This window comes from Alkalibacillus sp. S2W (assembly GCF_046764385.1).
In the GTDB taxonomy this organism is placed as follows: domain Bacteria; phylum Bacillota; class Bacilli; order Bacillales; family Alkalibacillaceae; genus Alkalibacillus; species Alkalibacillus almallahensis.
In genome coordinates, this window is sequence record NZ_CP177234.1 from 1,138,161 (window position 1) to 1,163,643 (window position 25,483).

Sequence of the window (25,483 nt, forward strand, 5' to 3'; positions counted from 1 at the left end):
ATACTTTACTTGTTATATAGATGTAAATAAAAGAATTGAACTATTGAAGATCAGAAAGGGAATGACGAGATGAAAAAACTTAGCTTATTGTTTATAATGATTACGATCACGACGTTTCTAGTCGCTTGCAATTCCAATCAAGCAGCAGAAGACATCTATAATCATCTAGAGGCTTCTGTCGAAGAAGAATCAGGTTTTCACGACGCACAAGAGGAATTAGTAGACGTAGAACAACAGGAACAAGAATTATATAATGAGTTAATCGAAGTTAACATGAATGAATTAGATGAGATTCAAGGCACAGTTGAAGAAGCACAAGCCCTTTTAGAAGAACGCAGAGAATTGATTGAACAAGAAAAAACGAGTATCGATGCTGCAAAAGAAGAATTTGATCAAGTTGAAGAGTCAATAGAAAACTTGGATGAGGAAGCACAAGAAGTAGCGAATAATATGGTAACCACTATGAACGAACGTTATGAAGCATTCCAAAATGTTTATGATGCTTATAATAAATCATTGGATTTAGATCAAGAGCTATATAACATGTTGGCAAATGAAGACTTGGAGCAAGAAGCTTTAGACGAACAAGTAGATGAGATCAATTCAAGTTACGATGATATCACTTCGGCTCAACAAACATTTAATGATAAGACAGAAAGCTTTAATAACCTTAAACGAGAATTTTATGAAACAGTTGACCTAAATGTAGAATTTGAAGGTGGAAATGGCGAATCTGAGTAAGTTGTTGTAGGACAGAGCACACGTATTAATACGTGTGCTTTTTTATATCCAAACATGTTTCAAATACAAGGAATACCAAGTCTCGCTCAAGTTGATATTGACTGGGGTAAGAAAACGCTTTCTTAATGTGTTTTCTGTTATAATACAGAGATGACAATTTGCTGTAACAGTTTCAGTTATTGAGTTGAATAGTATTTATTAAAAATGTTTATCATCATGCATAATCAAAAGTGTTTGACGAAAAATATTCTTTTAGGATAAACTACTTAATAGATGGATGTTGTACTAATTCATTCTAGCAGAATGTTGTAACAGTTTTTTATGATTAACGTTAATCGATTATGGGTACATATAAAAAGGATAGGTATTCATTAAATTAGGACGTTAAATCATTCCATAACAAAAATTTTTAAGATGAAAGGAAGAGGTGACCTACGTGAGTTTTAAAAGTCCACTTGAAGGTATCGAAGAACAGTTCGAAATGATTCAAATTTTAGATGAAAATGGTCAAATTGTAGATGAAGATAACCTCCCTGATTTATCAGATGATGATCTTGTTGAATTAATGCGCCGTATGGTTTACACACGTGTGTTAGACCAACGTTCAATTGCATTGAACCGTCAAGGTCGATTAGGTTTCTATGCACCTACTGCTGGTCAGGAGGCATCACAATTAGGAAGTCACTTTGCAATGGAGAAAGAGGATTTCTTGCTTCCAGCTTATCGTGATGTTCCTCAATTAATTTTCCACGGACTACCATTGTATCAAGCGTTTTTATTTTCACGCGGCCATTATCACGGTAACCAAATGCCAGAAGACGTGAATGCGGTAAGCCCGCAAATTATCATTGGTGCGCAAATTACTCAAGCTGCAGGAGTGGCATTAGGTATGAAGCGTACTGGAAAACAAAATGTCGCAGTAACTTATACTGGCGATGGTGGTGCTTCGCAAGGTGATTTCTATGAAGGTGTTAACTTTGCAGGAGCTTACCAAGCACCAGCTATTTTCGTTGTGCAAAATAACCAATTTGCCATCTCTGTTCCAGTTGAAAAGCAGTCTGCAGCAGACACTATTGCTCAAAAGGCAGCGGCTGCTGGTGTTCCTGGCTTCTTAGTTGATGGAATGGATGTACTAGCCGTATACCAAGTCGTTAAAGAAGCACGTGAACGCGCTATTAATGGTGATGGTCCAACAATGATTGAAACGATGACTTATCGTTACGGTCCACATACAATGGCTGGTGACGATCCAACGCGTTATCGTACAGATGATATGGACGACGAATGGGAAAAACGTGATCCACTTGTACGTTTCCGTAAATATTTAGAGTCTAAAGATTTATGGTCTGAAGAGAAAGAAAATGAAATCATTGAAACAGCAAAAGAAGAAATTAAAGCAGCGATTAAAGATGCTGACCAGCAAGATAAGCAAAAAGTAACGGACTTAATGTCAATTATGTACGATAGACTTCCACAAAATTTAGAAAGACAAATGGAAGAATATAAAGAAAAGGAGTCGAAGTAAGCCATGGCACAAATGACGATGATTCAAGCAATCACTAACGCTTTACAAACAGAGCTTAAAAATGATGAAGACGTCCTTGTGTTCGGTGAAGACGTCGGCCAAAACGGTGGTGTTTTCCGTGCAACAGAAGGGCTTCAAGAAGAATTCGGAGAAGATCGTGTCTTTGATACGCCGTTAGCTGAATCAGGAATTATTGGCTTATCCGTTGGTATGTCAACACAAGGTTTACGTCCAGTTCCTGAAATTCAATTCTTCGGCTTCGTATTTGAAGCAATGGATGCTGTGAGTGGACAAGCTGCTCGTCTACGTTACCGTTCAGGTGGTCGCTGGCATGCACCAATCACAATTCGTTCACCTTTTGGTGGTGGTGTTCATACGCCAGAATTGCACGCTGACAGTTTAGAAGGGTTGATGGCGCAACAACCAGGTTTACGTGTTGTCATTCCGTCAAACCCATACGATGCAAAAGGATTATTAATTCAATCTATTCGTGAAAATGATCCAGTTATTTTCTTAGAACATATGAAACTTTATCGTTCATTCCGTGAAGAAGTTCCAGAAGAAGAGTATACGGTTGATTTAGGTAAAGCAAATGTGAAAAAAGAAGGTAGTGACATTACATTTGTCGCTTACGGCGCGATGGTTCACGCGGCTCTTAAAGCAGCAGAAGAATTAAAAGAAGATGGTATTGAAGCTGAAGTGATTGACTTACGGACCGTTAGCCCGGTTGATTACGACACGATTATTGAATCTGTTGAGAAAACGAATCGTGCTGTCGTAATTCAAGAGGCTCAGCGTCAAGCAGGTATTGCAGCAAGCGTTGTTTCAGAGATTCAAGAAAGAGCAATCTTGCATTTAGAAGCACCCGTATTACGGGTTACTGCACCGGATACAGTCTATCCATTTTCTGAAGCAGAAGAAGTATGGTTACCAAATCATAACGATATTGTTGAGAAAGCAAAACAATCAATCAACTTTTAATGAAGTCAAAGACAGGAGGGTATCATAGTGGCCTTTGAATTTAAATTACCAGATATTGGTGAAGGGATCCATGAAGGTGAGATAGCCAAGTGGTTTATTAAAGCAGGTGATGAAATCCAGGAAGACGACGTGCTTTGCGAAGTGCAAAACGATAAAGCCGTTGTTGAAATTCCATCACCCGTTGAAGGAACAGTTAGCGACGTTCATGTTGATGAAGGAGAGGTCGCAACGGTTGGACAAGTAATCGTTACGATTGATGCTGAAGGATATGAGGATCAAGGGTCTGATGATGAAAGTGAATCAGAAGACGCTGAAGATCAAAAAGAAGAAAAAGAAGAACAGAAAGAACAGAAGTCTGAATCTAAAGAGAGCACAACACAAGATCGTGAAGATTCAGATGATGAAGGCGAACGTGTTATTGCGATGCCATCTGTTCGTAAATATGCCCGTGAAAATGAAGTGAACATTCAAAAAGTACAAGGTTCAGGTAAAAATGGTCGCATTCTAAAAGAAGATATTGATACCTTCTTAAGTGGAGATCAACCTGCAGAGACTGCAGAGGCTGAAGAAACTAGCGAAGAGCAACCAGCTAAAGGCAGTAAGCAAGAACCTGCACTTGAGGGTCAATATCCTGAGACACGTGAGAAAATTAGTGGCATTCGTAAATCAATTGCTAAAGCAATGGTTAAATCAAAACAGACTGCTCCACACGTAACATTAATGGATGACGTTGATGTGACAGAACTAGTCAATCACCGCAAGAAATTTAAAGAAGTTGCGGCAGAACAAGATATTAAATTGACTTATCTACCTTATGTAGTTAAAGCATTAGTTTCAACTATTAAGAAATACCCTGTGCTTAACACGTCATTTGATGATGATACAGATGAATTAATTCAAAAACATTATTACAATATTGGTATTGCAGCCGATACGGATAAAGGCCTACTCGTACCAGTTGTAAAAGACGCTGATCGTAAGTCGATCTTCAGTATCTCTGATGAAATCAACGAGTTGGCAACGAAAGCTCGTGATGGTAAACTAGCTTCAGAAGAGATGAAAGGTGCATCAACATCGATTACGAATATTGGTTCAGCAGGTGGTAAATGGTTCACACCAGTTATTAACCATCCAGAAGTCGCGATTCTAGGTATTGGTCGCATTAGTGAAGAACCAGTTGTACGTGACGGTGAAGTGGTTGCAGCACCAGTCTTAGCGGTATCATTAAGTTTTGACCACCGTATTATTGATGGTGCAACAGCGCAACACGCGATGAACCATGTTAAACGATTATTAGAAGATCCACAATTAATTATGATGGAGGCGTAGATTTATGGTAGTAGGAGATTTCCCAGTTGAGGTCGATACGTTAGTCGTAGGGGCAGGCCCAGGCGGATATGTAGCAGCCATTCGTGCTGCACAAATGGGTCAGAGTGTCACGATTGTTGATAAAGGTAATTTAGGTGGCGTTTGTTTAAACGTTGGATGTGTGCCGTCTAAAGCACTTATCTCAGCAGGTCACCGTTATGAGCAAGCAAATGATTCTGAAGATATGGGGATTACAGCTGAAAACGTATCTGTTGACTTCTCAAAAGTACAAGAGTGGAAAGGCCAAGTCGTAAACAAATTGACTGGCGGTGTTGAAGGCTTACTTAAGTCCAACAAAGCAGATATTGTTAAAGGTGAAGTTTACTTTGTTGATCAGAATACAGCGAAGATCATGGACGACAAACAATCTCAGACGTATAAGTTCAAAAATGCGATTGTTGCAACAGGTTCTCGTCCAGTAGAACTTAAACCATTCCCATACTCTGACCGTGTTCTAGATTCAACAGGAGCACTTGAATTAGATGAAATTCCAGAAAAAATGGTTGTGATCGGTGGTGGTTACATCGGTACTGAGCTTGGTGGTGCATACGCTAGCTTTGGTACAGAAGTAACTATTCTTGAAGGTACAGAAGATATCCTAGGTGGATTCGAAAAAGGCATGACACAACTTGTGAAGAAACGTCTTAAGAAGAAAGGCGTCGATGTCGTGACAAAAGCGATGGCACAAGGTGTTGAAGAAACAGATAATGGTGTTAAAGTAACGTATGAAGAAAAAGGTGAAGAAAAAACGGTAGAAGCTGACTATCTATTAGTAACAGTTGGTCGTCGTCCAAACACTGATGAAATCGGTCTAGATGAAATGGGCGTTGAGATGGACGATAATGGTCTAATCAAAATTGACAAACAGTGTCGTACAAGCTTAGATAACATCTATGCGATTGGTGACATTGTTGATGGACCACCACTTGCACACAAAGCTTCTTATGAAGGTAAAATTGCAGCTGAGGCAATTAGTGGTGAGAAATCTGAGATCGACTATCTTGGAATTCCAGCTGTTGTCTTTAGTGATCCAGAATTAGCAAGTGTTGGTCACTCAGAAGATAGCGCGAAAGAAGCTGGATTTGAAGTAGACGCTTCGAAATTCCCATTCGGCGCTAACGGCCGTGCGTTATCACTAAATGACTCTGAAGGTTTCGTGAAGCTTATTACACGTCAATCAGATGGTCTTGTAATTGGTGGTCAAGTGGCTGGACCAAATGCAAGTGACTTAATCGCAGAAATTGGTTTAGCAGTTGAAGCTGGAATGACAGCTGAAGACTTAGCATTAACCATTCATGCTCACCCAACATTAGGTGAAACAGTTATGGAAGCAGCAGACCTAGCAATGGGCATGCCAATTCATATCACAAAATAAACTCAATTAATTGATTAAACCCGCAAAATGTTGATCGACATTTTGCGGGTTTTTGTATGTTCTCCTCATTTATTAAATAAATCAGTGAACTTATTAAATAACTGAAGGAAGTTTTGAAATAAATGCATGCATTTATTTCAAAACTATTTATATTTGCGGCGTTTGAGGTCGTGTTGTTTTGCTTCTTCTCGAAAAGCTTTAACAATAGAGAATATAATCATAATGAGTATAAACACAAACGGGAAGGCGGCAATGATTGAAGCGGTTTGTAAAGCACCTAAACCACCTTGCCATAATAAAACGGCAGCTGTTGCAGACTGAACAATCCCCCATGCAAGTTTTACTTTCAAATCAGGATTAAGATCGCCACCAGTCGTTTGCATGCCTAATACGAAAGTGGCTGAATCGGCAGATGTGATAAAGAATGTGCTAATTAATAAGATTGTCAGTAATGTCGTGAAAAGTTGTAAGGGATAGTTTTCTAAGACTGTGAATAAGGCCCCTTCTGCACCTACACTATTTATAACCGTTTGTATATCCATCCCGTGATGATATTCGAGGGAGATTGCTGAACCGCCGAAAGCTGAAAACCAAAGAGCACCGAAAATCGTCGGGACTAGAAGAACACCGATGATAAATTCACGAACGGTTCTTCCTCGTGAAACACGTGCGATAAACATACCAACAAAGGGAGCCCAAGCAATCCACCATGCCCAATAGAAAATCGTCCAGCTTTCAAGCCATCCTGTATTATCTGGATTAAATGGCGTTGTACGAAAACTCATAAACGGTAAATTTTGAACATAACTACCAAGTGTGGTCGTGAAATAGTTCATAATGAAGTTGGTCGGTCCAGCAAATAACATAAATAAGAATAGCACAAACATTAGCACGATATTCGTCGTACTCAAATATTTAATACCACGGTCTAAACCTGTCAAAGCAGATAGCATAAATAAAATAGTTACGACACCAATAATAATCAATTGCAAAGTGACAGTATTAGATAAATTTTCATTAACGAAACCTAAGCCACTGCTGATTTGTTGAGCACCGAGCCCAAGTGATGTCGCTACCCCGAAGACAGTGGCAAACACGGCAATCGTGTTAACGATCGTACCTGAACTACCATCCATTCGATCGCCAAATAATGGCTTCAGTGTACTACTAATTAGTCCAGGATATTCTTTACGGAACTGAAAATAGGCTAAAGCTAAAGCTAAAATCGCGTAAATTCCCCAAGGGTGAAGACCCCAATGAAAGAAACTATAACGCATAGCAACGCGTCCAGCTTCGCCATCACCACTAACATCATACGGAGGTGAGTTAAAATGTGAAATAGGTTCTGCGGCCCCCCAAAATATCAAACCAATCCCCATACCAGCGCTAAATAACATACCGAACCAAGTTAAGTAATTGTATTCAGGTTCATCATCTTCTTTACCCAAGACAATGTTTCCGTATTTTGAGACGATCAAATAAATAGCGAAAATTAAAAAGGCAGTGGCAGATAATAAATAAAACCAACCAAATTTAGAAACAAGGAAACTTTGCACATTATTTGTGACGGTGTTAAGGTTCCAATTTGGCCAGGTTTCTTCAGGAATGACACCCCACGCAATAAATAATATGGCGATAACTAATGATATATAAAATACGCGTGTAACGGATTTCTTCATAAAACATCCTCCTATCTGAAAGTAAGACATCGTTAGTTTTAGCAAGTCATTCTAATCCATACATAAATCAGTCATAAATTAACCTATCCATTTTAGATCAAGGTAAGATATAATATAAATAAAGACGATCAAGAGGGGGAACAGAATTGAAAAAATGGATCATATTTTTTGTGTGCATTTTAGCATTAGTTGGGTGTGGAAGTGAAACCGAAAACAAAGAATCGAGTGAAGAAACTAATAATCAAGAAGAGCAAACAAATGAACAAGTAGACGAAGAAAAGAAAGAAACAGAAGATCAATCAAATGAGGAAACAACTGAACCAAGTGAAAATGAAGCTCAAGCAAAAAATGATGAAGATCAAGAGGAAGATGATAACGAGAACACGACTTCTGGTAATAATGATGAAGAAGTTCAAAAGCCTTTATATGAATTGAATGATAACGGTTTATTTAGGCCGATTAATGATGCACCTCCAGAAGTTGTTTTACTTACGATTGATGATGGGCCTGATGGTCAATTCCTTGAAATGGCCAAAACATTGAATGAACTAGATGCAACAGCGATATTTTTTGTGAATGGTATTTTTATGGAAGATGAAGAAAGCCAAGAAATTGTTAGACAAATACATGAGATGGGTTTTCCGATTGGTAACCATACATATAGTCACAAAAATCTGAGTGAAATTAGTCAATCAGAGCAGCGTGAGGAAATCTTGTCTCTTAACCAATTGATTAAGGAAGTGACAGGTGAAAAACCAGAGTTTTTCCGAGCTCCACATGGCGTTAACACCGATTTTGCTAAGCAATTGGTAGAAGAGGAAGGCATGTTGTTAATGAATTGGTCGTATGGCTATGATTTTAAGCAGGATTACATGGAGAAAGATGCGATTGCAGACATCATGGTTAATACAGAGTTATTATCAGACGGAGCGAACCTACTGATGCATGATCGTGAATGGACGAACGCAGCTTTGAAAGACATTGTTCAAGGATTGCGCGACAAAGGATATGACATGCTCGATCCAGATACTATATTATTACCGACGGATAAATAAGGGGCAAAAAACTTGGTGAACACCAAGTTTTTTTGTTAAAGTTGTAGAATTAGGATTTCCTAGATGAATTGTAGAAGATTTTTGATAAATATCATCCATTCACTCTTTTCAAACGTACTCTTAATGAATCCTTTTAAATTGTGAAAGGCTGATCTCTTAATTATAATAGTAATGACTAACTTAGCACAAAAAGGAGACTCATATGAGCGATCGGGATTTGGAATTATATGATGCAATCCAACAGGGCGACAAACATGCACTCGAAGAATTATACGAGAAGTATGAAAAGCTCCTGTATTCGTTTGCTTTTAAGATGACGAAGAATAACGAACTGTCTGAAGAAGTCGTGCAGGAAGTATTTATTAAGATCTGGACTAAGAAGGGGATTTACCAAAAAAAGAAAGGAAAGTTCTCTTCATGGATTCTGACAGTAGCAAGAAATACCGCAATCGATATCATAAGAAAAAAGAAAGTTCAAACCTACACGTTAGAAGAAAGAGATTCGCTGTATAGTGAAGAACCTTTAACAGAAGAGCTGTTCGAGTGGAAAGAGGATGCTGAAAGGGTTCGAGAGGCTATGCGTAAATTGAATACAAATCAATTAGAAGTTATCCATTTGTTCTACTTTGATGCAATGTCACAACAAAAAATATCTGAAAGACTAGATATTCCGCTTGGGACAGTCAAAGGACGGATACGACTGGCATTAAATCATCTAAAGAAACATCTGACGACAATTGATGAAAAGGGGGGATCGCGTGATGAATAACGAAAAATGTAATTGGTTGATTGATTATTTTAACGGGGAGTTATCAATAAAAGAGAAGGAAGAATTTGAAGAACATCTAAAGGACTGTTTGGAATGCCAACAGGAATTAGCTGAATTAAACACATTACACGAAGATCTCCCTTTTGCTTCCGAACCTGTTAACCCTCCTGAAGGTATGAAGGACCGTGTGCTTGGGAATATTTTCGCAAATGATGAAACGAACTCAAGTAATGAATCAGAAACTGTAGAAGGAACAGAGGAAAATGAAACAGAGAGAAAAGTTCCATCTATTTATAAAAATGACTCAAAAAGAAAGATCCAGAAAAAGCAAGCGTCATTTTATACCATTGCAGCAATTTTGTTTTTATCACTTGTAGGAAATATATATCTTCTGATGGAGATGAATGATATTGCAGATACTCCTGTCGAAGAATCTGAAAATCAAACAGACCAACTCATTCAATCCGTGTCCCTAGATGCAACTGAAGTAATGGATGCGACCGGTCAGGCGTCGATTTTGGAAAACGAAGAAGGTCGGACATTATTAGTCCAAGCTGATAATTTAGAGGAAGTTTCTGGAGAAGAAGCCTACCAAGTATGGTTATTAGAAGATGAACAGCCTTACAGAGCTGGTACCTTCGTTCCTAGTGAAAGTGGTAGCGGGGCTGTTTCCTTTAATTTAGATAACTTAGAAGATGTAAACTGGGATACCGTTGCCATCACGCTTGAGCCAACCCCTAACAGTGAAGTTCCTCAAGGGGATATCCTACTAGCTGCCGGTTTGTAAATAGCACCATTAACATTTGTCTGTGTCTTATTACTGCATAACTATTGAAGTGATATGGCACAAGGCAAATGTTTTTTATATGACAAAGTACATGTAACATAATTCTTTCAACAAAAATTTCAAAATAATTTATAATAAAAGTGATCCAAACCATCAACCTCCACGTATGCTCTGTGAAATCAATAAAAAGGAGAGTGGAGAATGATGAATTGGAAAAGAGGATTAATGGTTGTACCTTTGGCAGTATCACTGGTAATTCCAGGGACGATGACGGTGAACGCAGACGATCACAACAGTCAGAAAATGGAGCCAACAGTACAGAATGAAGCAATTGACCTTCGAACGACATTAGATCACTACTTAAGTGAACATGCGTTCTTAGCCGTTGAAGCTATGCGTAAAGGTGCAGATGGTGCAGAAGATTACGATGCTATCGTAGCAGCGCTTAACGAGAACACAGAAGATTTAACTGGAGCAATTGAATCGGTATATGGTGAAGATGCTGGTCAACAGTTTAATCAAATGTGGTCAGATCATATTGGATTCTTCGTTGATTATGTCATGGCTACTGCCGAAGAGGATGAAGAAGGAAAGCAAGCAGCACTTGATGAACTTGCTCAGTATAAGAATGAATTTTCCAAGTTTCTAGAAACAGCGACGGGAGAACGTTTAGAAGCTGAATCGCTAGCAGAAGGGTTGCAAATGCACGTAAATCAATTGATTGGTGCTTTTGATGCTTATGTGGCTGGGGACTATGAAACAGCATACGAGTATGAGCGTGAAGCTATTGGTCATATGTATATGGTAAGTAAAGGTTTATCAACAGCGATTGCTGATCAGTTCCCAGATAAGTTTAATGAAATGTCACCAGCAACTGCAGCGGCAGACTTTCGTTCAGACTTAAATAATCTTTTATCTGAGCATGCTGGACTAGCTGTAATGACAATGCAAAATGGAATTGACGGATCAGAAGATTTTGATGCATCTGCAGCAGCACTTAGCAATAACACAGATGACTTGGCAGCAGCGATTTCATCAATATATGGTGAAGAAGCAGGACAGCAGTTTAAAGAAATGTGGGCGGCACACATCGGTAACTTTGTTGAATACGTTCAAGCAACAGGAGCCGAGGATGAAGAAGCGAAACAAGCAGCACTAGATGCACTTGATCAGTACCGAACAGACTTTTCAACCTTCCTTGAAAATGCAACAGATGAGCGTCTAGAATCTGACGCATTGGCTGAAGGACTTCAAATGCATGTGAATCAATTAATTGGAGCATTTGATAATTATGTGGCAGGTGAATATGAAATGGCATATGATAAAACGCGTGAAGCATACGCGCATATGTTTAATCCGGCTGAAGGTCTATCAACAGCATTTGTTGATCAGTTCCCTGAAAAATTCCAAGAAAAATCACCTTCAGAAATGCCAAAAACAGGTTTAGCACCAGCAGATGAGGGCATGTCAGCTCTTGGGATAACTGCACTAGTCGGAATTCTTGTAGCAATTGTGGCCACAGGATTCTATATTAGAAGATCCGAACAATAATTATACAATCAATTTTAAAAGAACCGTCCATACTTAGGACGGTTCTTTTTTTGAGACACCTTTGATCTACTCACTATTAGTTCAATATTTTAACGAATCACTTCAAACTCCATTCTAAAGCCTGTGAAATCTTACCAATTTCTAATGCTGTTTATTAATCCGATGCTTTATATAATAAAACTCTAATATAAACTGCATTCAGAGCCATAAAAAGTCTAAGACCTAATACATAAAGAAGGCAATCGCATTCGGTGCGATTGCCTTGCTTTTATTTTTTCAATTCTGTAAAGACTACTAACCGTTCTTCCCGGCCATTAAATTCGTGATCGAATTCACCTTCACAAGTAATCAAGTTGAGAAGACTACGATGGGAATACCCGAAAATTTCTTTTACTGGTGAGTCTTTTCTAGGGTAAACTTCTTTTTTAAAAACTTCAAAAGTAAGTTCTTTGCCATGTTTATCAGTTATGATCACTTCATCACCAGATTCGAGTTTGTGCAGATCATAGAAGACTGCAGGATTGACTGTATCGTCTACATGTCCAGCAATAACTGAGTTGCCGCGTGCACCAGGTTTGGTACCCGGTTCGTACCAAGCAACATTTTCAAGTCCATCCGGTACATCCATTTGACCATTATCTAGTAGTCCAACATGTTCGATTTTGGTGTCTACACCAATAGCGGGAACTTCTATGCGTGTAGGTGTAATACCATTTCGTTCATCCTTTATGATATCACTACTTGAAAATGAATTTTCGTTTTGCATATGATCTGAAGTTTGATTCTTGCTTTCTGTGTTACTTTTCTCGATTTCATCATTTGAAGATGTTTTATCTTGCTTTTCTTCTGATTCTTCAAAAGCACTTTCTGAATCAGTGGAATTATTTGAACTCATCTGGTTCTGTGTAGAACTCGCACAACCAATTAAAAAAATAAGAAAAAATAAAACACAGATTAAGCTTATTATGGGCTTCATTTAATTTACACTCCCCCTTTTTAGATTTATTTAGCATACGATTAAATTAATCACTTGGATCATAGAATTAACTAATTGTATAAATAAAAATGTTGCTGTATCACATTTCTTAACGAAACAGAACTAATTTTTTTGCGGATAATTATTATAACTTGTTGCAAAAAATAGTATGACATAATATACTGTTATTAACCTAAAATTATATCATTTTCTGATAAAGGAGCGATGGTCATGGGCACAATTGTTTGTAAAGAGTGTCAACGTGTTATTGATCACTTTGAAGTTGAAAAAGTGACAGTAATTTACAGTAGTCAGTGTTCTTGTCATAAACACTAGTTTGAAATCGCTTTCAGTATCAAAGTTTTAGCACACGGTATAGACCGTGTGCTTTTTTCAATTCGAAGGGAAAATGCTATACTAATTAAAAAGGAGGGGACGCAATGGGTTTAAAAACGAGAGTAACTGAATTATTAAACATTGAGTGGCCTATCATCCAAGGGGGTTTAGCTCATTTAGCTTATGCTGATTTGGCTGCTGCTGTTTCAAATGCTGGCGGACTAGGTCAAATAACAGCTATGAGCTTACCTGACGAAAACGCTTTACGCCAGGAAATACATAATTTGAAACAAAAAACAGATCGCCCATTTGGTGTTAACTTCGCCATTGGACAAGGGCACCGAGAGTTTGCGCACATGGTGCAAGTAGCGATTGATGAAAAGGTTCCAGCAATCTCAGTAACAGGTGGCAATCCTAAGCCTGTTTTAGAACAAGTTGAAGGCACAGGTATAAAAACGCTCGTATTAGTAGCTGCCAAACGCCAGGCAGAAAAAGCTGCTGAACTGGGAGCAGATGCAGTGATGGTTGTAGGGCAAGAAGGAGGCGGTCATATTGGTCGTGACGATCTCGGAACTTTTGTTTTAACGCCAGAAGTTGCTGATGTTGTTGATATTCCAGTTATTGCATCAGGTGGCATTAGTGATGGACGTGGATTAATGGCCGCCTTAGCATTAGGTGCAGAAGGGATTGAAATGGGGACTCGGTTTATCGCGACACAAGAATGTATCCATGCACATGAGCAATATAAGCAGGACCTCGTTAATGCTGATGCTCAATCAACTGTTGTGATTAAATCATCTCTAGGTCAACCTGCCCGAGCTTTAAAAAACAATTGGACAGATGAAATTTTGTCGTTAGAAGCAAAAGAAACGGGATATGAAGGGTTAAAAGATTATATTAGCGGTGAAGCTAATAAACGTTATATTTATGACGGACTAGAAACACTAGGCTTCGGCTGGGCTGGGCAAGTAGCTATGCGAATCCAAGATATACCGACAGTAGCAGAATTATTTAGCGCTATTCAATCAGACGTTACAAGTATCCAAAAACAATGGCAAATGTAAGAGGTGACCAAATATGAATTATCATTATCCGATTGATCCTGATTGGTCGACGGAAGAAGTGATGCAAGTTATTCAGTTTTTTAACACGGTAGAATCGGCTTATGAAGAACAAGTAACGGCAAAACAAGTATTAGATGATTACAAACAATTCAAATCAGTAGTCCCAGCTAAAAGTGAAGAAAAATCGATGTTCAAAACTTTTGAAAAAGAAACGGATTATATCCCTTATCGAGTCGTGAAAAAAGCACAAGAATTGAATGAACAAGACTCATTTTCTATGACTTAATAGTTAAGAAGTTGGAACAAAATAATAATTAGCTATACAAAATATGAATGTTTGAAATAATCATAGGTAAGCAGTAGCAAAGCGGAATCAAAACACGTAGACGCCTGCGGGAACAGCACGCGTCTCGAGACCCCGCAGGCCCCGCTTTTGGGCTGAGGAGGCTCGAGCCGTGCCCGCGGCAAGCGAAGTGTTTTGATGGAGCGTCATTTAAGCAGAAACCCCGGCCGATTTATTTTTCATAAAAATCGGTCGGGGTTTACTTTGCATTATTAGTTTTGTCTCAACCTCTTTTGGTTACTGTAGTTTTTTCGTCAGATTATAAAGCGGCATTAGTGTTCTAACAGCTTCATCAAATAATTCCATCATCGTTTCTTCATCCTGTAAACGTTCATCATCACGATTGAACACTTGGCCACATAATATTTCTGCTTTTTTCACCGTTTCTAAACGTTCCACAAGTTCATCAAATTCACGATCTTTAACGTCTTTATGACTAATCGTTTCAGGTTTTGTGTGGTCTTTGGACCATACGAAATTATCGGGAATTTGACTGAGTATCTCTTGTTTGTTTGATTTTAATTGTTTTGCAAAATCTTCTTTAATTGGACTTTCGTAAATAACCGCAAACCAAATAAATACATGGGATTCCCACATGCCAATCTGGAAGTGCGGAAGCTTTTTATAACCACGCTGATTATTCGCAAGGGCAGCCCACGTGTCGTTAGGTGGATTTGTTTTACGACGTGCGTGTTTAGCGACGTGAATATACATTTGATCGCCAGCAAGTGAGGAAACAGTAGGTTCTAAACGTTCTGCAATATCTTGAAGTTTGGGCGATATACGGCTTTTCAACTCAGTCATTCGCTCATCTAATCCGTTAATTGTAAAAACATCAAAATCCTTTTGGCTAAATCCATTAAACGTTGTCATGCAATCACTCCTTGTTCAATTAATGTTCGTATTATGTCGAATTCTTTAGTTATTTTAACATATTTAGCTCATCTTGTAGCATGAAAGCCTTTAGCTTATGCGGGTTAATTATTTTTGTTATAATATAGTTATTGAAAAGAGAAAAAGGGGTTCTGTTAATGGATAATCGCAGCAAACAATCGATGTTAGATCAAGCTAAACAATGGGTTTATGATGCTGGTCAATTGATCCGAGATATGATGGAAAGCCCGTATCAGATTAATACCAAAAAAGATCACAAAGATCTAGTGACTGAAGTTGATGAAGCGACAGAACAATTCTTACTTAATAAAATTAAGTCGATCTACCCTGACCATCAAGTGATGGGGGAAGAAGGTGTAGGTGAAGATGTTAAATCACTAGAAGGCACCGTTTGGATTATTGATCCGATCGATGGAACGATGAATTTTGTTCATCAGAAACGGTTTTTTGCGATATCAGTAGGTATCTATCATGAAGGTATTGGCGAGATTGGCCTCATATATGATGTGATGGGCGATGTGATGTATGAAGCTACACGTGATCAAGGAGCTTACAAAAACGGAAGACGCCTACAACCATTGGATCAAACGAAAACACTAGAGGACGCTCTAATTGGTTTGAATAATGTTTGGGCTATGCCTAATTGGCGTCTGAAGGAGACGACGATTCATCAGCTTATTGCTAAAGCTAAAGGCACCCGTTCATATGGATCAGCTGCTTTAGAGTTTGCTTTTATTGCTGAAGGGATAATCGATGCCTATGTCACTATGCGTCTAGCTCCATGGGACGTAGCTGCTGGGATGATTCTAGTGAATGAAGTTGGGGGTATGACCACGCAAATAGATGGATCGCCTCTTGATTTGTTACAAAAAAATACGGTAATTTGTGCTAATCAGGCGATTCACTCTGAACTATTAACTTATATTGAACCGAAATAGAAAGCGAGCGCCTACGTTAAGTAAGCGCTCGTTTATTGTTCATCACGTTGATATTCGCTTTTTAATTTAAAGCCATATCCCATTAAAGCTAAACCTGAGAAGAAAAAGAGGGCCATTAACCCATAATTTCTATAGCTAATGACAATCGCAGTTGCAATAAAGCAGGATACGATAATAATAGCAAGTATGAGCATTTTCGTTTCGTATTTCATGATTTCACCTCATTCATATTCAGTGTACACGATGTGACAAATTTTGAAAACATTCAATTCCTATGTAGCACAACGTTTTCGGATTTAGTATGATGGTAAAGGGAAAGAAGGTTAGAAAAGAGGGATTATTGTGGACTCAGAATCAATTGAAGCAGCAGATCAGCATTTTCGCTTTGCGCCGATTGAACAATATTTTCTTGTAGATGTTGGCGGTGAAGCGGGCTTTTGGTTATTATTTTTAGCTATTGCTGTATTTGCAATCATCACATATAAATTAGGGTTTGCTAAACAATTGCCGATCGGTAAATCGTTGATTGTTTATGGACTGTTAGTATTAGGTTGCTTTTTATTAATTTTATTTGCGGTCTTTTCTTTACCTATTGTTGAAGTATTAATGATTGTATCGGCGGTGTTAGGTATTTATCGTTTTCGCCTTCATCGTGAACGAAATACGAATTAGAATGCTAAAATTCCGGAGGGCTAATTTGCTTAAGCCTTCCGGAATTTTTTAATGAGAATTGTAAAAAATCGCTCTCAACCTATCTTAAATATTCATCATACTCATCTGTTTGATAAGTTTTAAAGTGTGGTGATTGTTTTCGCTCAATTGTTTTAGTTGTAATACGCTCAGAACATTCTTCACATAGATAGGAAATTTTTCTTTTTTTCCGTAATTGCTTCGCTAATAGTGACACCGAATCGATTTTGTCTATTTGATCGCATAGCACACATTGTGCACGCATTTCGATCACCTCAATTAATTCATCTATAGCTTGTATTATAGCACGACAAATAAAAAATTGTCATTTCGATGTTTGAAATAGGAACATCAGGGAATACCTTAACTAAGAAATTTTTCATTTCAGGAGGGAACTTTTATGTCTAGAAAACTTATTATTTCATCAGCAATTGCTGCTGGAGCGGCCGTCACATCTTATTTATTAATTGATGAGAATAGACGTCAGGATGTAAAAAACAAAATTAATGATTTTACAAATTACTTAACAGGAGAAAGATTCCCAATTGAGGAAGCAGGTAAGCCTGAATTAGATGATCTTGAAAACTCTGAAATGGTAGCAGAAGGGTCTCAATTCGGTGTGCAATATTATAATGAAGTGAAGTCAGAGTAAATTTAACTCCCAAAAAGTCAATCCTTTTTGGGAGTTAGTTTTATTATGAAGATGTTTCCTGTTGAGGTGGATTTTGAGGGTGACGTTGCTGTTCGTCCGTTTGCTGTTCATTCGTTTGTTCTTCATATGAAGGAGCTTGATTTGATTCTGGAGGAGTTTCTGGAATGTAACGACCCACAAGATTAGCTATTTCATTAATAATGACATGTTGTGCTTCTCCCTCTCGGATACCGCGGTTGATTTCTTGGATACGTGCAACGATATCTCCACCGGCGACAACAAATGCATAATGGCCGTATGGGTCATCTTTTAATGCTTCAGCAACCGTGTATTTAACACTACCTACACGTGAGCGACTAAGATCATCAGTCACATTAATACCAACAATCGTATAACGACCGAAGACCAATGCATTAGCTTCTTCAACTTCTTCGACCTCAGCAGCGATTTGGGAGAGACGATCTGCTGCTTCTTGGTTTGTATGGTCACGGTTTTGGGGTTTTTCTGAATCTTCGACCTGAATAATGTGTTCTTCATTGATATTAGAATCAATTGAATCCATTTCAGGTTCATTTTGACAAGCATACATTCCCATAAGCGCTAAAAGAAATGAGCCGATTATAAAATATCTCATCAAAAAACTCCTTTTTAGCTTAGTATTAAGTTAAAAGGAGCTTTTAATCGTAACAAGATATTCCATTTTAAACGATGGTAATTTCGCCTACACCTTGATAAGGATTTGATTGATTAGAACCATCAGGTAAAATCACATGTACAGGACCAGATTCTTTTAATGGTTTTCCATCAACTGAGAACAATAGATAACAATTGATTAAATCTGAAATCGAAATACGTTTCTCACCATTGTCGGTATGTAAAATGGCTTCTGTAGCATCAGCGCTAGGCTCGGCATTATGGATGAAATGCTGAAGTGGCATCACATAACTGTTTTCTAATGCTTTTTTTCGATTGTAACGATCGACACTATCGTTAATTGGTGGATTAATTTTTTGTTGATACTGTTGAACGGTTAAAGCATCATCCGCTTTTTCGTCTTGTTGTTCATCTTGTGGTGTTTGGTTAAACACTTCGTCTAATAACACTTTCCGATCATCAAAAATCCATACAGTGGGATCGAGAGTGATTGGAAAGCCAACGTTTCCTTTAATTTGTACGATCATGACGTGCACCTCTTTCTATAAGAACAATCAATTTTGGGTCATTTTTTATTGACCGACAAGTTGATTATATCTAAAAATAGCTAATCATGCATTAAGGAGAGATGTTAATGAGTTTTGTTTCTAAGAATGAGCTTGATTACTGGTTAGAACATGTGCGAATTTATGCTAATAATGGAACAGTCGCCGATTATATTCCTGCCTTAGCCAATCAAAGTCCTGAAATTAGTGCGGCGGCTTTTTATAGTGTTGATGGTGAAAGTCCAAGTGCTGGACAATCAAATTATACATTTACCATACAAAGTGTATCCAAAGTTTTCATATTAGCGTTGGCATTAATTCAACATGGAGAAGAAGCGGTATTTAATCGTGTAGGTAAAGAGCCCTCAAGTGATCCTTTTTATTCGATACGTAAGTTAGAACTTGAATCGCCGGGAAAACCAATCAATCCAATGATTAATGCTGGAGCGCTTGCTGTGACCAATATGATTCGTGGTCGTCATTCTGAAGAGATGGTGGAAGAAATCTTAGACTTTATTCGACGGTTATGTCAAGATGATTCGATTACTTATGATCGCGATGTGGCTGAATCTGAATTTCAGACAGCTTTTTTGAATCGCTCATTAGCCTTTTTCATGAAACAAAATGGAGTCATTACAGGAAGTGTTGAAGAATTATTAGATGTCTACACGAAACAATGTGCGATTGAATTGAATGTAAAGCAATTGGCAAGGATCGGTGCTGTTTTTGCGAATGATGGGCGAGATCCTGATACGAATGTTCCTCTTATACCAGCAACTGTTGCAAGAATTTGTAAGACTTTCATGGTCACATGTGGGATGTATGATTACTCTGGAACATTTGCGATCAATGTAGGGATCCCTGCTAAAAGTGGAGTTTCCGGAGCTATACTTAGTGTAATCAAAAATGAAGGAGGCCTGGCTGTATTTGGGCCTTCATTAGATGAAAAGGGTAACAGTGTAGTGGGCATCGAATTATTGGAAAAACTTGCACAAGAAAAGAAATGGTCGATTTATTAAAATTCTTCTTTATAACTAGATTTCTTGCATTTTCAGCTGTGAAACGGTAGTATAATTAAGTAGATAGGATTAATAGGTAAGGGGGAATTTTCGTGTCATCTCATGTAGCGCTTGAAGAAAATGAACAAGCACTCGCCCTCTTAAAGGCAGATGCGGATAAAATATTGCAATTAATTAAAGTGCAAATGGATAACTTAACTATGCCGCAATGTCCTCTTTACGAAGAGGTTTTAGATACACAAATGTTCGGATTGTCTCGCGAGATTAATTTCGCTGTTCGTTTAAATTTAATACACGAAGATACTGGTAAAGAAATCATGGAGAATTTAGAGCGCGAATTAAGTGCCTTACACGATGCGGCTCAGGCACAGAAGTCGACTTAACAGAAACTCAAACTAATGGCTTGAATAAGTTGTTAGTTTGAGTTTTTTTATTTTCTCGATTTTCGATGGTCTTATAGTGTTCTATCAATAAGGCACAGTTAAGGTTTAGTGTTGACTTTAAAAGATGCAACACTAAGTTGTTGAATTGTGAGAAGCGAAGGTGGCGACTCCTGCGGGAAAAGCACGCGTCTCGAGACCCCGCAGGAAGTGCTTTTCTTCCGAGGAGGCTCGAGCCGTGCCCGCGGAAAGCGTCCACCGATAGCGGATCACAATATCAACAACAAATTTAAACAGAGTTATTAATTAAAATCCACCAACAACTGTTAAAATTAGTCTTTTTGATCAATGAGATGCAATATTCTTTGGTATTAGCCTTATTTCGAAGCATTACATCATTAGACAAAAATAATTTTTTCATGTAATCTAAAAAATATTCAGATATTTAAGTATATATCGTAATTGCAATCAAGCAATAATCGACGCTTAGAATAATCATTCATTGGAGGTAATACTATGGCAGACCTTAAATCATTTAATAAAGTTTTGGTTGCGAATCGAGGAGAGATTGCGATTCGTGTATTTCGTGCTTGTACTGAGATGAATATTCGAACAGTAGCGGTTTATTCCGAAGAAGATACAGGTTCGTATCATCGTTATAAGGCTGATGAATCGTACTTAATTGGTCAAGGTAAAAAACCAATAGATGCTTATTTAGATATCGAGGGGATCATTGAATTAGCGAAAGAAGTCGATGTTGACGCGATTCACCCAGGTTATGGTTTTCTATCTGAGAATATTGAATTTGCTAAACGATGTGAAGAAGAAGGGATCACTTTCATTGGACCATCAAGCGATTTATTACATACGTTTGGTGATAAAGTAAGAGCGCGAGAAGCGGCAGTTAATGCTGATATACCCGTTATACCAGGAACGGATGGGCCTGTATCATCTGTTGAAGAAGTAGAAACGTTTGTTGAAGAACATGGTTTACCAATTATGATTAAAGCTGCGTTAGGTGGCGGTGGACGTGGTATGCGCATTGTTCGCACACGCCAGTCTCTTCGCGATTCATATGAGCGAGCAAAATCAGAAGCAAGAGCTGCTTTTGGTAGTGATGAGGTTTACGTTGAAAAACTAGTCGAACAACCGAAACACATTGAAGTACAAATTTTAGGTGACCACCAAGGGGATATCGTTCACTTATATGAACGAGACTGTTCAATTCAGCGTCGTCACCAAAAAGTGGTTGAAATTGCTCCAAGTATTTCATTAGATGAAAAACAACGAGAAGATATATGTGATGCAGCTGTGAAATTAATGAATTCAGTTGATTATGTTAACGCTGGTACAGTTGAATTCCTAGTAACTGAAGATGAATTTTTCTTTATTGAAGTCAATCCGCGGGTACAAGTAGAGCATACGATTACTGAAATGATTACAGGGATCGATATCGTTCAATCACAAATCCGTATCGCAATGGGTTACACATTACACAGTCATGATGTTGGTATTCCTAGACAAGAGGATGTCATTACACACGGTTATGCCATTCAATCACGTGTTACAACAGAAGATCCACTTAATCAGTTCATGCCGGATACAGGAAAAATTATGGCCTATCGTACAGGTGGAGGTTTCGGTGTACGCTTAGATGCCGGTAATGGCTTCCAAGGTGCTGTTATTTCGCCACATTATGATTCCTTACTCGTTAAAGTTTCGACATGGGCGCTGACATTTGAACAAGCTGCTCATAAGATGGTTCGTAATTTGAAAGAATTCCGTATTCGAGGCATTAAGACGAATATTCCATTTTTAGAGAATGTCATTCAGCATAATAAGTTCTTGAACGGGACTTATGACACGACGTTTATTGATACAACGCCTGAATTATTTGTGTTCTCGAAAAGGTTTGATCGCGGAACGAAATTATTGTCTTATTTAGGTTATACGACGGTGAACGCGCCAGCAGCAACGGGTGTTGATAAAAAACCATTGTTCTCTAACCCACGTTTACCTGATGTGGATAAACACACGCCATACCCAAATGGAACAAAGCAAATCTTAGAAGAGCATGGTCCTGAAGCTGTTGCTGATTGGTTAAGTGAACAAAATGAAGTGCAGTTAACTGACACGACATTTCGAGATGCTCATCAGTCGTTATTAGCAACACGAGTGCGTTCTAAAGATTTATATCAAGTAGCTGAACCAACAGCAAAATTATTACCTAATTTATTTTCAGTTGAAATGTGGGGCGGGGCAACATTTGATGTGTCTTACCGTTTCTTAAAAGAAGATCCATGGGAACGTTTGCAAACTTTGCGTGAGAAGATGCCAAACGTACTTTTCCAGATGTTACTCAGAGCGAGTAATGCAGTCGGATATAAAAACTATCCTGATAATGTTATTGATGATTTTGTTGAAAAGAGTGCTGAAGCTGGTATCGATATCTTTCGAATTTTCGATAGCTTGAATTGGGTTGAAGGAATGATCCCAGCCATTGAAGCTGTTCGTAAACAAGGTAAAGTAGCAGAAGCGGCTATTTGCTATACAGGTGATATTTTAGATCCTAAACGCGATAAGTATGATCTAGACTATTACGTTAATCTGGCGAAAACATTAGAAGAAGCAGGGGCTCATATTCTAGGAATTAAAGATATGGCTGGGTTGTTAAAACCTGAAGCGGCTTATCAATTGATTAGTGCACTGAAAGAGACAGTATCCATTCCAATTCACTTACACACACATGATACGAGTGGTAATGGTATTATGATGTATTCTCGCGCTGTAGAGGCTGGTGTCGATGCAGTTGACGTGGCAACAAGTGCTATGGCTGGTAGTACATCTCAACCTAGTGCGAATAGTCTGTATTACGCTTTAGAAGGTTCTAGTAAGCAACCAAATGTTGATATTGCGTCTTACAATTATTTATCCAGATACTGGGAAGATATTCGCCAGTATTATAATCAATTTGAAAACGGGTTAAAATCACCAAACCCAGAAGTTTATTTTCATGAGATGCCAGGCGGTCAATACTCAAACTTACAACAACAAGCTAAAGCTGTTGGTTTAGGTGATCGCTGGGATGAAGTCAAGGAAATGTATCGCAATGTGAATGATATGTTTGGTGATATTGTTAAAGTAACACCATCATCAAAAATTGTTGGTGATATGGCATTATTTATGGTGCAAAACGAGTTGACCGTTGATGATGTGTATGAAAAAGGTGAATCACTTGATTTCCCTGATTCTGTCGTTGAATTCTTCCAAGGTTATATTGGTCAACCATATAAAGGATTTCCAAAAGAATTACAGCGTATTGTATTGAAAGGACGAGAAGCAATTGAAACACGTCCTGGTAAAACACTTAAACCCGTTAATTTTGAAGCTTTAAAAGAGCAACTTTATGAGAAACTTGATCGACAAGTCACGTCGTTTGAAATTGTATCCTATGCTCTGTATCCAAAAGTATTTTTGGATTACCAAAAGTTTGTTGATCAATACGGTGATGTGTCAGTCCTAGACACACCTTCATTCTTATATGGCTTACGATTAGGTGAAGAAATAGCTGTTGAAATCGAGCAAGGAAAAACACTCATGGTTAAGCTTGTATCAGTAGGAGAAGCTCAAAAAGATGGAACGCGTGTGGTTTACTTTGAATTAAATGGTCAGCCACGTGAAGTCATTGTACGCGATGAAAGTGTTCAAGATGTCACGCAGGCACGTGTTAAAGTTGACGAAGGCAATGCAAATCATATCGGCGCGTCTATGCCTGGTACAGTGGTTAGTGTATTAGTAAAAGAAGGCGAGCAAGTGAAGAAAAACGATCACCTGATGATTACAGAATCCATGAAAATGGAAACAACTATACAAGCACCGTTTGATGGTAAAGTAAAACGAATTCTTGTAAAAGATGGAGAATCGTTAGAATCAGGCGACTTACTTGTTGAGATGGATTCATAAAATAAACTTTGTTAAGGTTTAGTATAGTTTATCTATTGATTTAGCTCAGAGTTGTTGAATTGTGAGAAGCGAAGGTGGCGACTCCTGCGGGAAAAGCACGAGTCTCGAGACCCCGCAGGCCACGCCTTTGGGCCGAGGAGGCTCGAGCCGTGCCCGCGGAAAGCGTCCACCGAAAGCGGATCACAATGTCAACAACGGACTTTAACAGAGTCCAAAATAAAGAAGTCGAGAGGCAATTTAACGCCTCTCGACTTCTTTACTATATAGACCTTCTTGCAATCATAATCATGTAACATAATAACGCAAAGAATAGTGAAATAATCACAGCATGGAGTAACGCAATGGTCGCATTTAGCATCGTTATGATAATTAATGCTCCTAAAACGACTTGGAATACAATTAATAATGATGCAATCGTCCAACCATATAATAAAAAGTTATTTTGACGATAGTGACGGAGAATGTAAATAAGTAAACCAATCACCCAAACAAATAATAAACCTGCTAATAAACGATGGCCCATATGAACAGCTTGTTCAACTGAGAAACTACTAAGGGCAAATGGATTATCATTTGAACAGAATGGCCAGTCACCACATACGAGACTTGATTGCTTGTGACGGACAAGGGCCCCTGTATAAACTACAATTAACGTATATACGAATAAACTGTATAGGTGGACACGAATTGTTTTTGGAATCTTGACCATTGTCGTATGAAGTTTCTCATCGACGTTAAAAATAATGGCAGCCAGTAAAAATACTGAAGCGAACGAAACTAGAGAGATCCCAAAGTGTAATGCTTTAATAAGTGGTGTTTGTTCAATCAGAACAGCAGCTGCACCTAATAAGGACTGAATAACGATAAAAAGAATCGTAATAAATATCAGAAATTTAGTTTCTTTGATTTGTGAATAGTATTTCCAAGCCTGGTAAGACAATAGTAAAATGATTATTATAGCGACTCCAGAAACCATCCGATGACTATATTCAATGATCATTTCAATGTTTATGTCAGCCGGTATAAGTGTGCCATGGCAGAGTGGCCAACTTCTACCACAACCTAAACCTGATTCTGTTTTTGTTACAAGGGCGCCGCCAACTAAAACGAAAAACATCGTTATGACAGATACAACAGCAACGACCTTAGGATGTAAGATATATTTCAATGTCTTATTGACACCTCTTTTCATGCGTAT

26 protein-coding genes are annotated in these 25,483 nt (G+C 38.3%); 18 read left to right on the forward strand and 8 right to left on the reverse strand.

What is annotated here, in order from left to right; genetic code table 11:
- Positions 1 to 69: 69 nt before the first annotated feature.
- The 5 genes from ACKXGF_RS06190 (at position 70) to lpdA (ending at position 5,990) form a co-directional block, all read left to right on the forward strand.
- Positions 70 to 741 (forward strand): YkyA family protein, encoded by a 672-nt coding sequence (locus tag ACKXGF_RS06190; RefSeq protein WP_411955335.1) that lies wholly within the window; start codon positions 70 to 72, stop codon positions 739 to 741.
- A 481-nt stretch (positions 742 to 1,222) separates the two neighbouring features.
- A complete protein-coding gene (pdhA, locus tag ACKXGF_RS06195) occupies positions 1,223 to 2,266 on the forward strand; it encodes a pyruvate dehydrogenase (acetyl-transferring) E1 component subunit alpha (protein ID WP_411955561.1) in 1,044 nt (347 codons plus the stop codon).
- Positions 2,267 to 2,269: 3 nt separating this feature from the next.
- Positions 2,270 to 3,247 (forward strand): alpha-ketoacid dehydrogenase subunit beta, encoded by a 978-nt coding sequence (locus ACKXGF_RS06200; protein WP_167264149.1) that lies wholly within the window; start codon positions 2,270 to 2,272, stop codon positions 3,245 to 3,247.
- Between the two features lie 27 nt (positions 3,248 to 3,274).
- Entirely contained in the window at positions 3,275 to 4,576 is a 1,302-nt protein-coding gene (locus tag ACKXGF_RS06205; protein WP_411955336.1) for a dihydrolipoamide acetyltransferase family protein, read from the forward strand.
- A gap of 4 nt (positions 4,577 to 4,580) precedes the next feature.
- The gene (gene lpdA, locus ACKXGF_RS06210) at positions 4,581 to 5,990 is read left to right on the forward strand and encodes a dihydrolipoyl dehydrogenase (RefSeq protein ID WP_411955337.1); all 1,410 of its coding nucleotides are present in this window, start codon (positions 4,581 to 4,583) and stop codon (positions 5,988 to 5,990) included.
- A 143-nt stretch (positions 5,991 to 6,133) separates the two neighbouring features.
- Here the strand turns inward: lpdA and ACKXGF_RS06215 are convergent, their stop codons facing one another.
- Complete coding sequence (locus ACKXGF_RS06215; RefSeq protein ID WP_411955338.1) at positions 6,134 to 7,669, reverse strand: BCCT family transporter; 1,536 nt, start codon at positions 7,667 to 7,669, stop codon at positions 6,134 to 6,136.
- Between the two features lie 146 nt (positions 7,670 to 7,815).
- Between ACKXGF_RS06215 and ACKXGF_RS06220 the strand changes: the two genes are divergently transcribed.
- The 4 genes from ACKXGF_RS06220 to ACKXGF_RS06235 all read left to right on the forward strand — a co-directional run bounded on the left by ACKXGF_RS06220 (position 7,816) and on the right by ACKXGF_RS06235 (position 11,831).
- Complete coding sequence (locus ACKXGF_RS06220) at positions 7,816 to 8,724, forward strand: polysaccharide deacetylase family protein (protein WP_411955339.1); 909 nt, start codon at positions 7,816 to 7,818, stop codon at positions 8,722 to 8,724.
- Positions 8,725 to 8,926: 202 nt separating this feature from the next.
- Positions 8,927 to 9,493: an RNA polymerase sigma factor gene (locus ACKXGF_RS06225; RefSeq protein ID WP_411955340.1), complete on the forward strand. Its 567-nt coding sequence runs from the start codon at positions 8,927 to 8,929 to the stop codon at positions 9,491 to 9,493.
- Positions 9,486 to 10,280, forward strand: coding sequence for an anti-sigma factor domain-containing protein (locus ACKXGF_RS06230; protein WP_411955341.1), 795 nt, complete (start codon positions 9,486 to 9,488; stop codon positions 10,278 to 10,280). The genes ACKXGF_RS06225 and ACKXGF_RS06230 overlap by 8 nt, the downstream gene beginning before the upstream one ends.
- Before the next feature lie 204 nt (positions 10,281 to 10,484).
- Positions 10,485 to 11,831 (forward strand): copper amine oxidase, encoded by a 1,347-nt coding sequence (locus ACKXGF_RS06235; RefSeq protein ID WP_411955562.1) that lies wholly within the window; start codon positions 10,485 to 10,487, stop codon positions 11,829 to 11,831.
- A gap of 268 nt (positions 11,832 to 12,099) precedes the next feature.
- Here ACKXGF_RS06235 and ACKXGF_RS06240 read toward each other — a convergent pair whose 3' ends face one another.
- Positions 12,100 to 12,807, reverse strand: coding sequence for a class F sortase (locus ACKXGF_RS06240; protein ID WP_411955342.1), 708 nt, complete (start codon positions 12,805 to 12,807; stop codon positions 12,100 to 12,102).
- Between the two features lie 231 nt (positions 12,808 to 13,038).
- Here ACKXGF_RS06240 and ACKXGF_RS06245 point away from each other — a divergent pair, with 231 nt between their 5' ends.
- From ACKXGF_RS06245 to ACKXGF_RS06255, 3 genes are all read left to right on the forward strand, one after another.
- Positions 13,039 to 13,143 carry a GapA-binding peptide SR1P gene (locus tag ACKXGF_RS06245; protein WP_167259772.1) on the forward strand — a complete coding sequence of 35 codons (105 nt, stop codon included), beginning with the start codon at positions 13,039 to 13,041 and terminating at the stop codon, positions 13,141 to 13,143.
- Positions 13,144 to 13,247: 104 nt separating this feature from the next.
- Entirely contained in the window at positions 13,248 to 14,207 is a 960-nt protein-coding gene (locus ACKXGF_RS06250; RefSeq protein WP_411955343.1) for an NAD(P)H-dependent flavin oxidoreductase, read from the forward strand.
- A gap of 13 nt (positions 14,208 to 14,220) precedes the next feature.
- A complete protein-coding gene (locus tag ACKXGF_RS06255) occupies positions 14,221 to 14,493 on the forward strand; it encodes a UPF0223 family protein (protein WP_411955344.1) in 273 nt (90 codons plus the stop codon).
- 294 nt (positions 14,494 to 14,787) lie between these two features.
- Here the strand turns inward: ACKXGF_RS06255 and ACKXGF_RS06260 are convergent, their stop codons facing one another.
- On the reverse strand, positions 14,788 to 15,423 hold the full coding sequence (locus ACKXGF_RS06260; protein WP_411955345.1) for a YktB family protein: 636 nt from the start codon (positions 15,421 to 15,423) through the stop codon (positions 14,788 to 14,790).
- Between the two features lie 158 nt (positions 15,424 to 15,581).
- On the opposite strand from ACKXGF_RS06260, the gene ACKXGF_RS06265 reads away from it, so the two are divergent.
- Entirely contained in the window at positions 15,582 to 16,382 is an 801-nt protein-coding gene (locus ACKXGF_RS06265; protein ID WP_411955346.1) for an inositol monophosphatase family protein, read from the forward strand.
- Between the two features lie 32 nt (positions 16,383 to 16,414).
- Here ACKXGF_RS06265 and ACKXGF_RS06270 read toward each other — a convergent pair whose 3' ends face one another.
- Positions 16,415 to 16,594: a DUF5325 family protein gene (locus ACKXGF_RS06270; protein WP_167259782.1), complete on the reverse strand. Its 180-nt coding sequence runs from the start codon at positions 16,592 to 16,594 to the stop codon at positions 16,415 to 16,417.
- Positions 16,595 to 16,724: 130 nt separating this feature from the next.
- On the opposite strand from ACKXGF_RS06270, the gene ACKXGF_RS06275 reads away from it, so the two are divergent.
- Entirely contained in the window at positions 16,725 to 17,054 is a 330-nt protein-coding gene (locus tag ACKXGF_RS06275) for a YlaH-like family protein (protein WP_167259784.1), read from the forward strand.
- A 79-nt stretch (positions 17,055 to 17,133) separates the two neighbouring features.
- On the opposite strand, the gene ACKXGF_RS06280 is transcribed toward ACKXGF_RS06275, so the two are convergent.
- Positions 17,134 to 17,337, reverse strand: coding sequence for a YlaI family protein (locus tag ACKXGF_RS06280; protein WP_167259786.1), 204 nt, complete (start codon positions 17,335 to 17,337; stop codon positions 17,134 to 17,136).
- A gap of 135 nt (positions 17,338 to 17,472) precedes the next feature.
- Between ACKXGF_RS06280 and ACKXGF_RS06285 the strand changes: the two genes are divergently transcribed.
- Positions 17,473 to 17,724 (forward strand): hypothetical protein, encoded by a 252-nt coding sequence (locus ACKXGF_RS06285; RefSeq protein ID WP_167259788.1) that lies wholly within the window; start codon positions 17,473 to 17,475, stop codon positions 17,722 to 17,724.
- A gap of 43 nt (positions 17,725 to 17,767) precedes the next feature.
- Here the strand turns inward: ACKXGF_RS06285 and ACKXGF_RS06290 are convergent, their stop codons facing one another.
- Positions 17,768 to 18,358 carry a YhcN/YlaJ family sporulation lipoprotein gene (locus tag ACKXGF_RS06290; RefSeq protein WP_411955347.1) on the reverse strand — a complete coding sequence of 197 codons (591 nt, stop codon included), beginning with the start codon at positions 18,356 to 18,358 and terminating at the stop codon, positions 17,768 to 17,770.
- A 67-nt stretch (positions 18,359 to 18,425) separates the two neighbouring features.
- The gene (locus tag ACKXGF_RS06295; RefSeq protein ID WP_411955348.1) at positions 18,426 to 18,905 is read right to left on the reverse strand and encodes a hypothetical protein; all 480 of its coding nucleotides are present in this window, start codon (positions 18,903 to 18,905) and stop codon (positions 18,426 to 18,428) included.
- 107 nt (positions 18,906 to 19,012) lie between these two features.
- Here ACKXGF_RS06295 and glsA point away from each other — a divergent pair, with 107 nt between their 5' ends.
- The 3 genes from glsA (at position 19,013) to pyc (ending at position 24,285) form a co-directional block, all read left to right on the forward strand.
- On the forward strand, positions 19,013 to 19,942 hold the full coding sequence (gene glsA / locus ACKXGF_RS06300) for a glutaminase A (protein WP_411955349.1): 930 nt from the start codon (positions 19,013 to 19,015) through the stop codon (positions 19,940 to 19,942).
- Between the two features lie 92 nt (positions 19,943 to 20,034).
- A complete protein-coding gene (locus ACKXGF_RS06305) occupies positions 20,035 to 20,325 on the forward strand; it encodes a YlaN family protein (protein ID WP_167259798.1) in 291 nt (96 codons plus the stop codon).
- Between the two features lie 513 nt (positions 20,326 to 20,838).
- A complete protein-coding gene (gene pyc, locus ACKXGF_RS06310; protein ID WP_411955350.1) occupies positions 20,839 to 24,285 on the forward strand; it encodes a pyruvate carboxylase in 3,447 nt (1,148 codons plus the stop codon).
- Positions 24,286 to 24,544: 259 nt separating this feature from the next.
- Here pyc and ACKXGF_RS06315 read toward each other — a convergent pair whose 3' ends face one another.
- Positions 24,545 to 25,453: a COX15/CtaA family protein gene (locus ACKXGF_RS06315; protein ID WP_411955351.1), complete on the reverse strand. Its 909-nt coding sequence runs from the start codon at positions 25,451 to 25,453 to the stop codon at positions 24,545 to 24,547.
- Between the last annotated feature and the right edge of the window lie 30 nt (positions 25,454 to 25,483).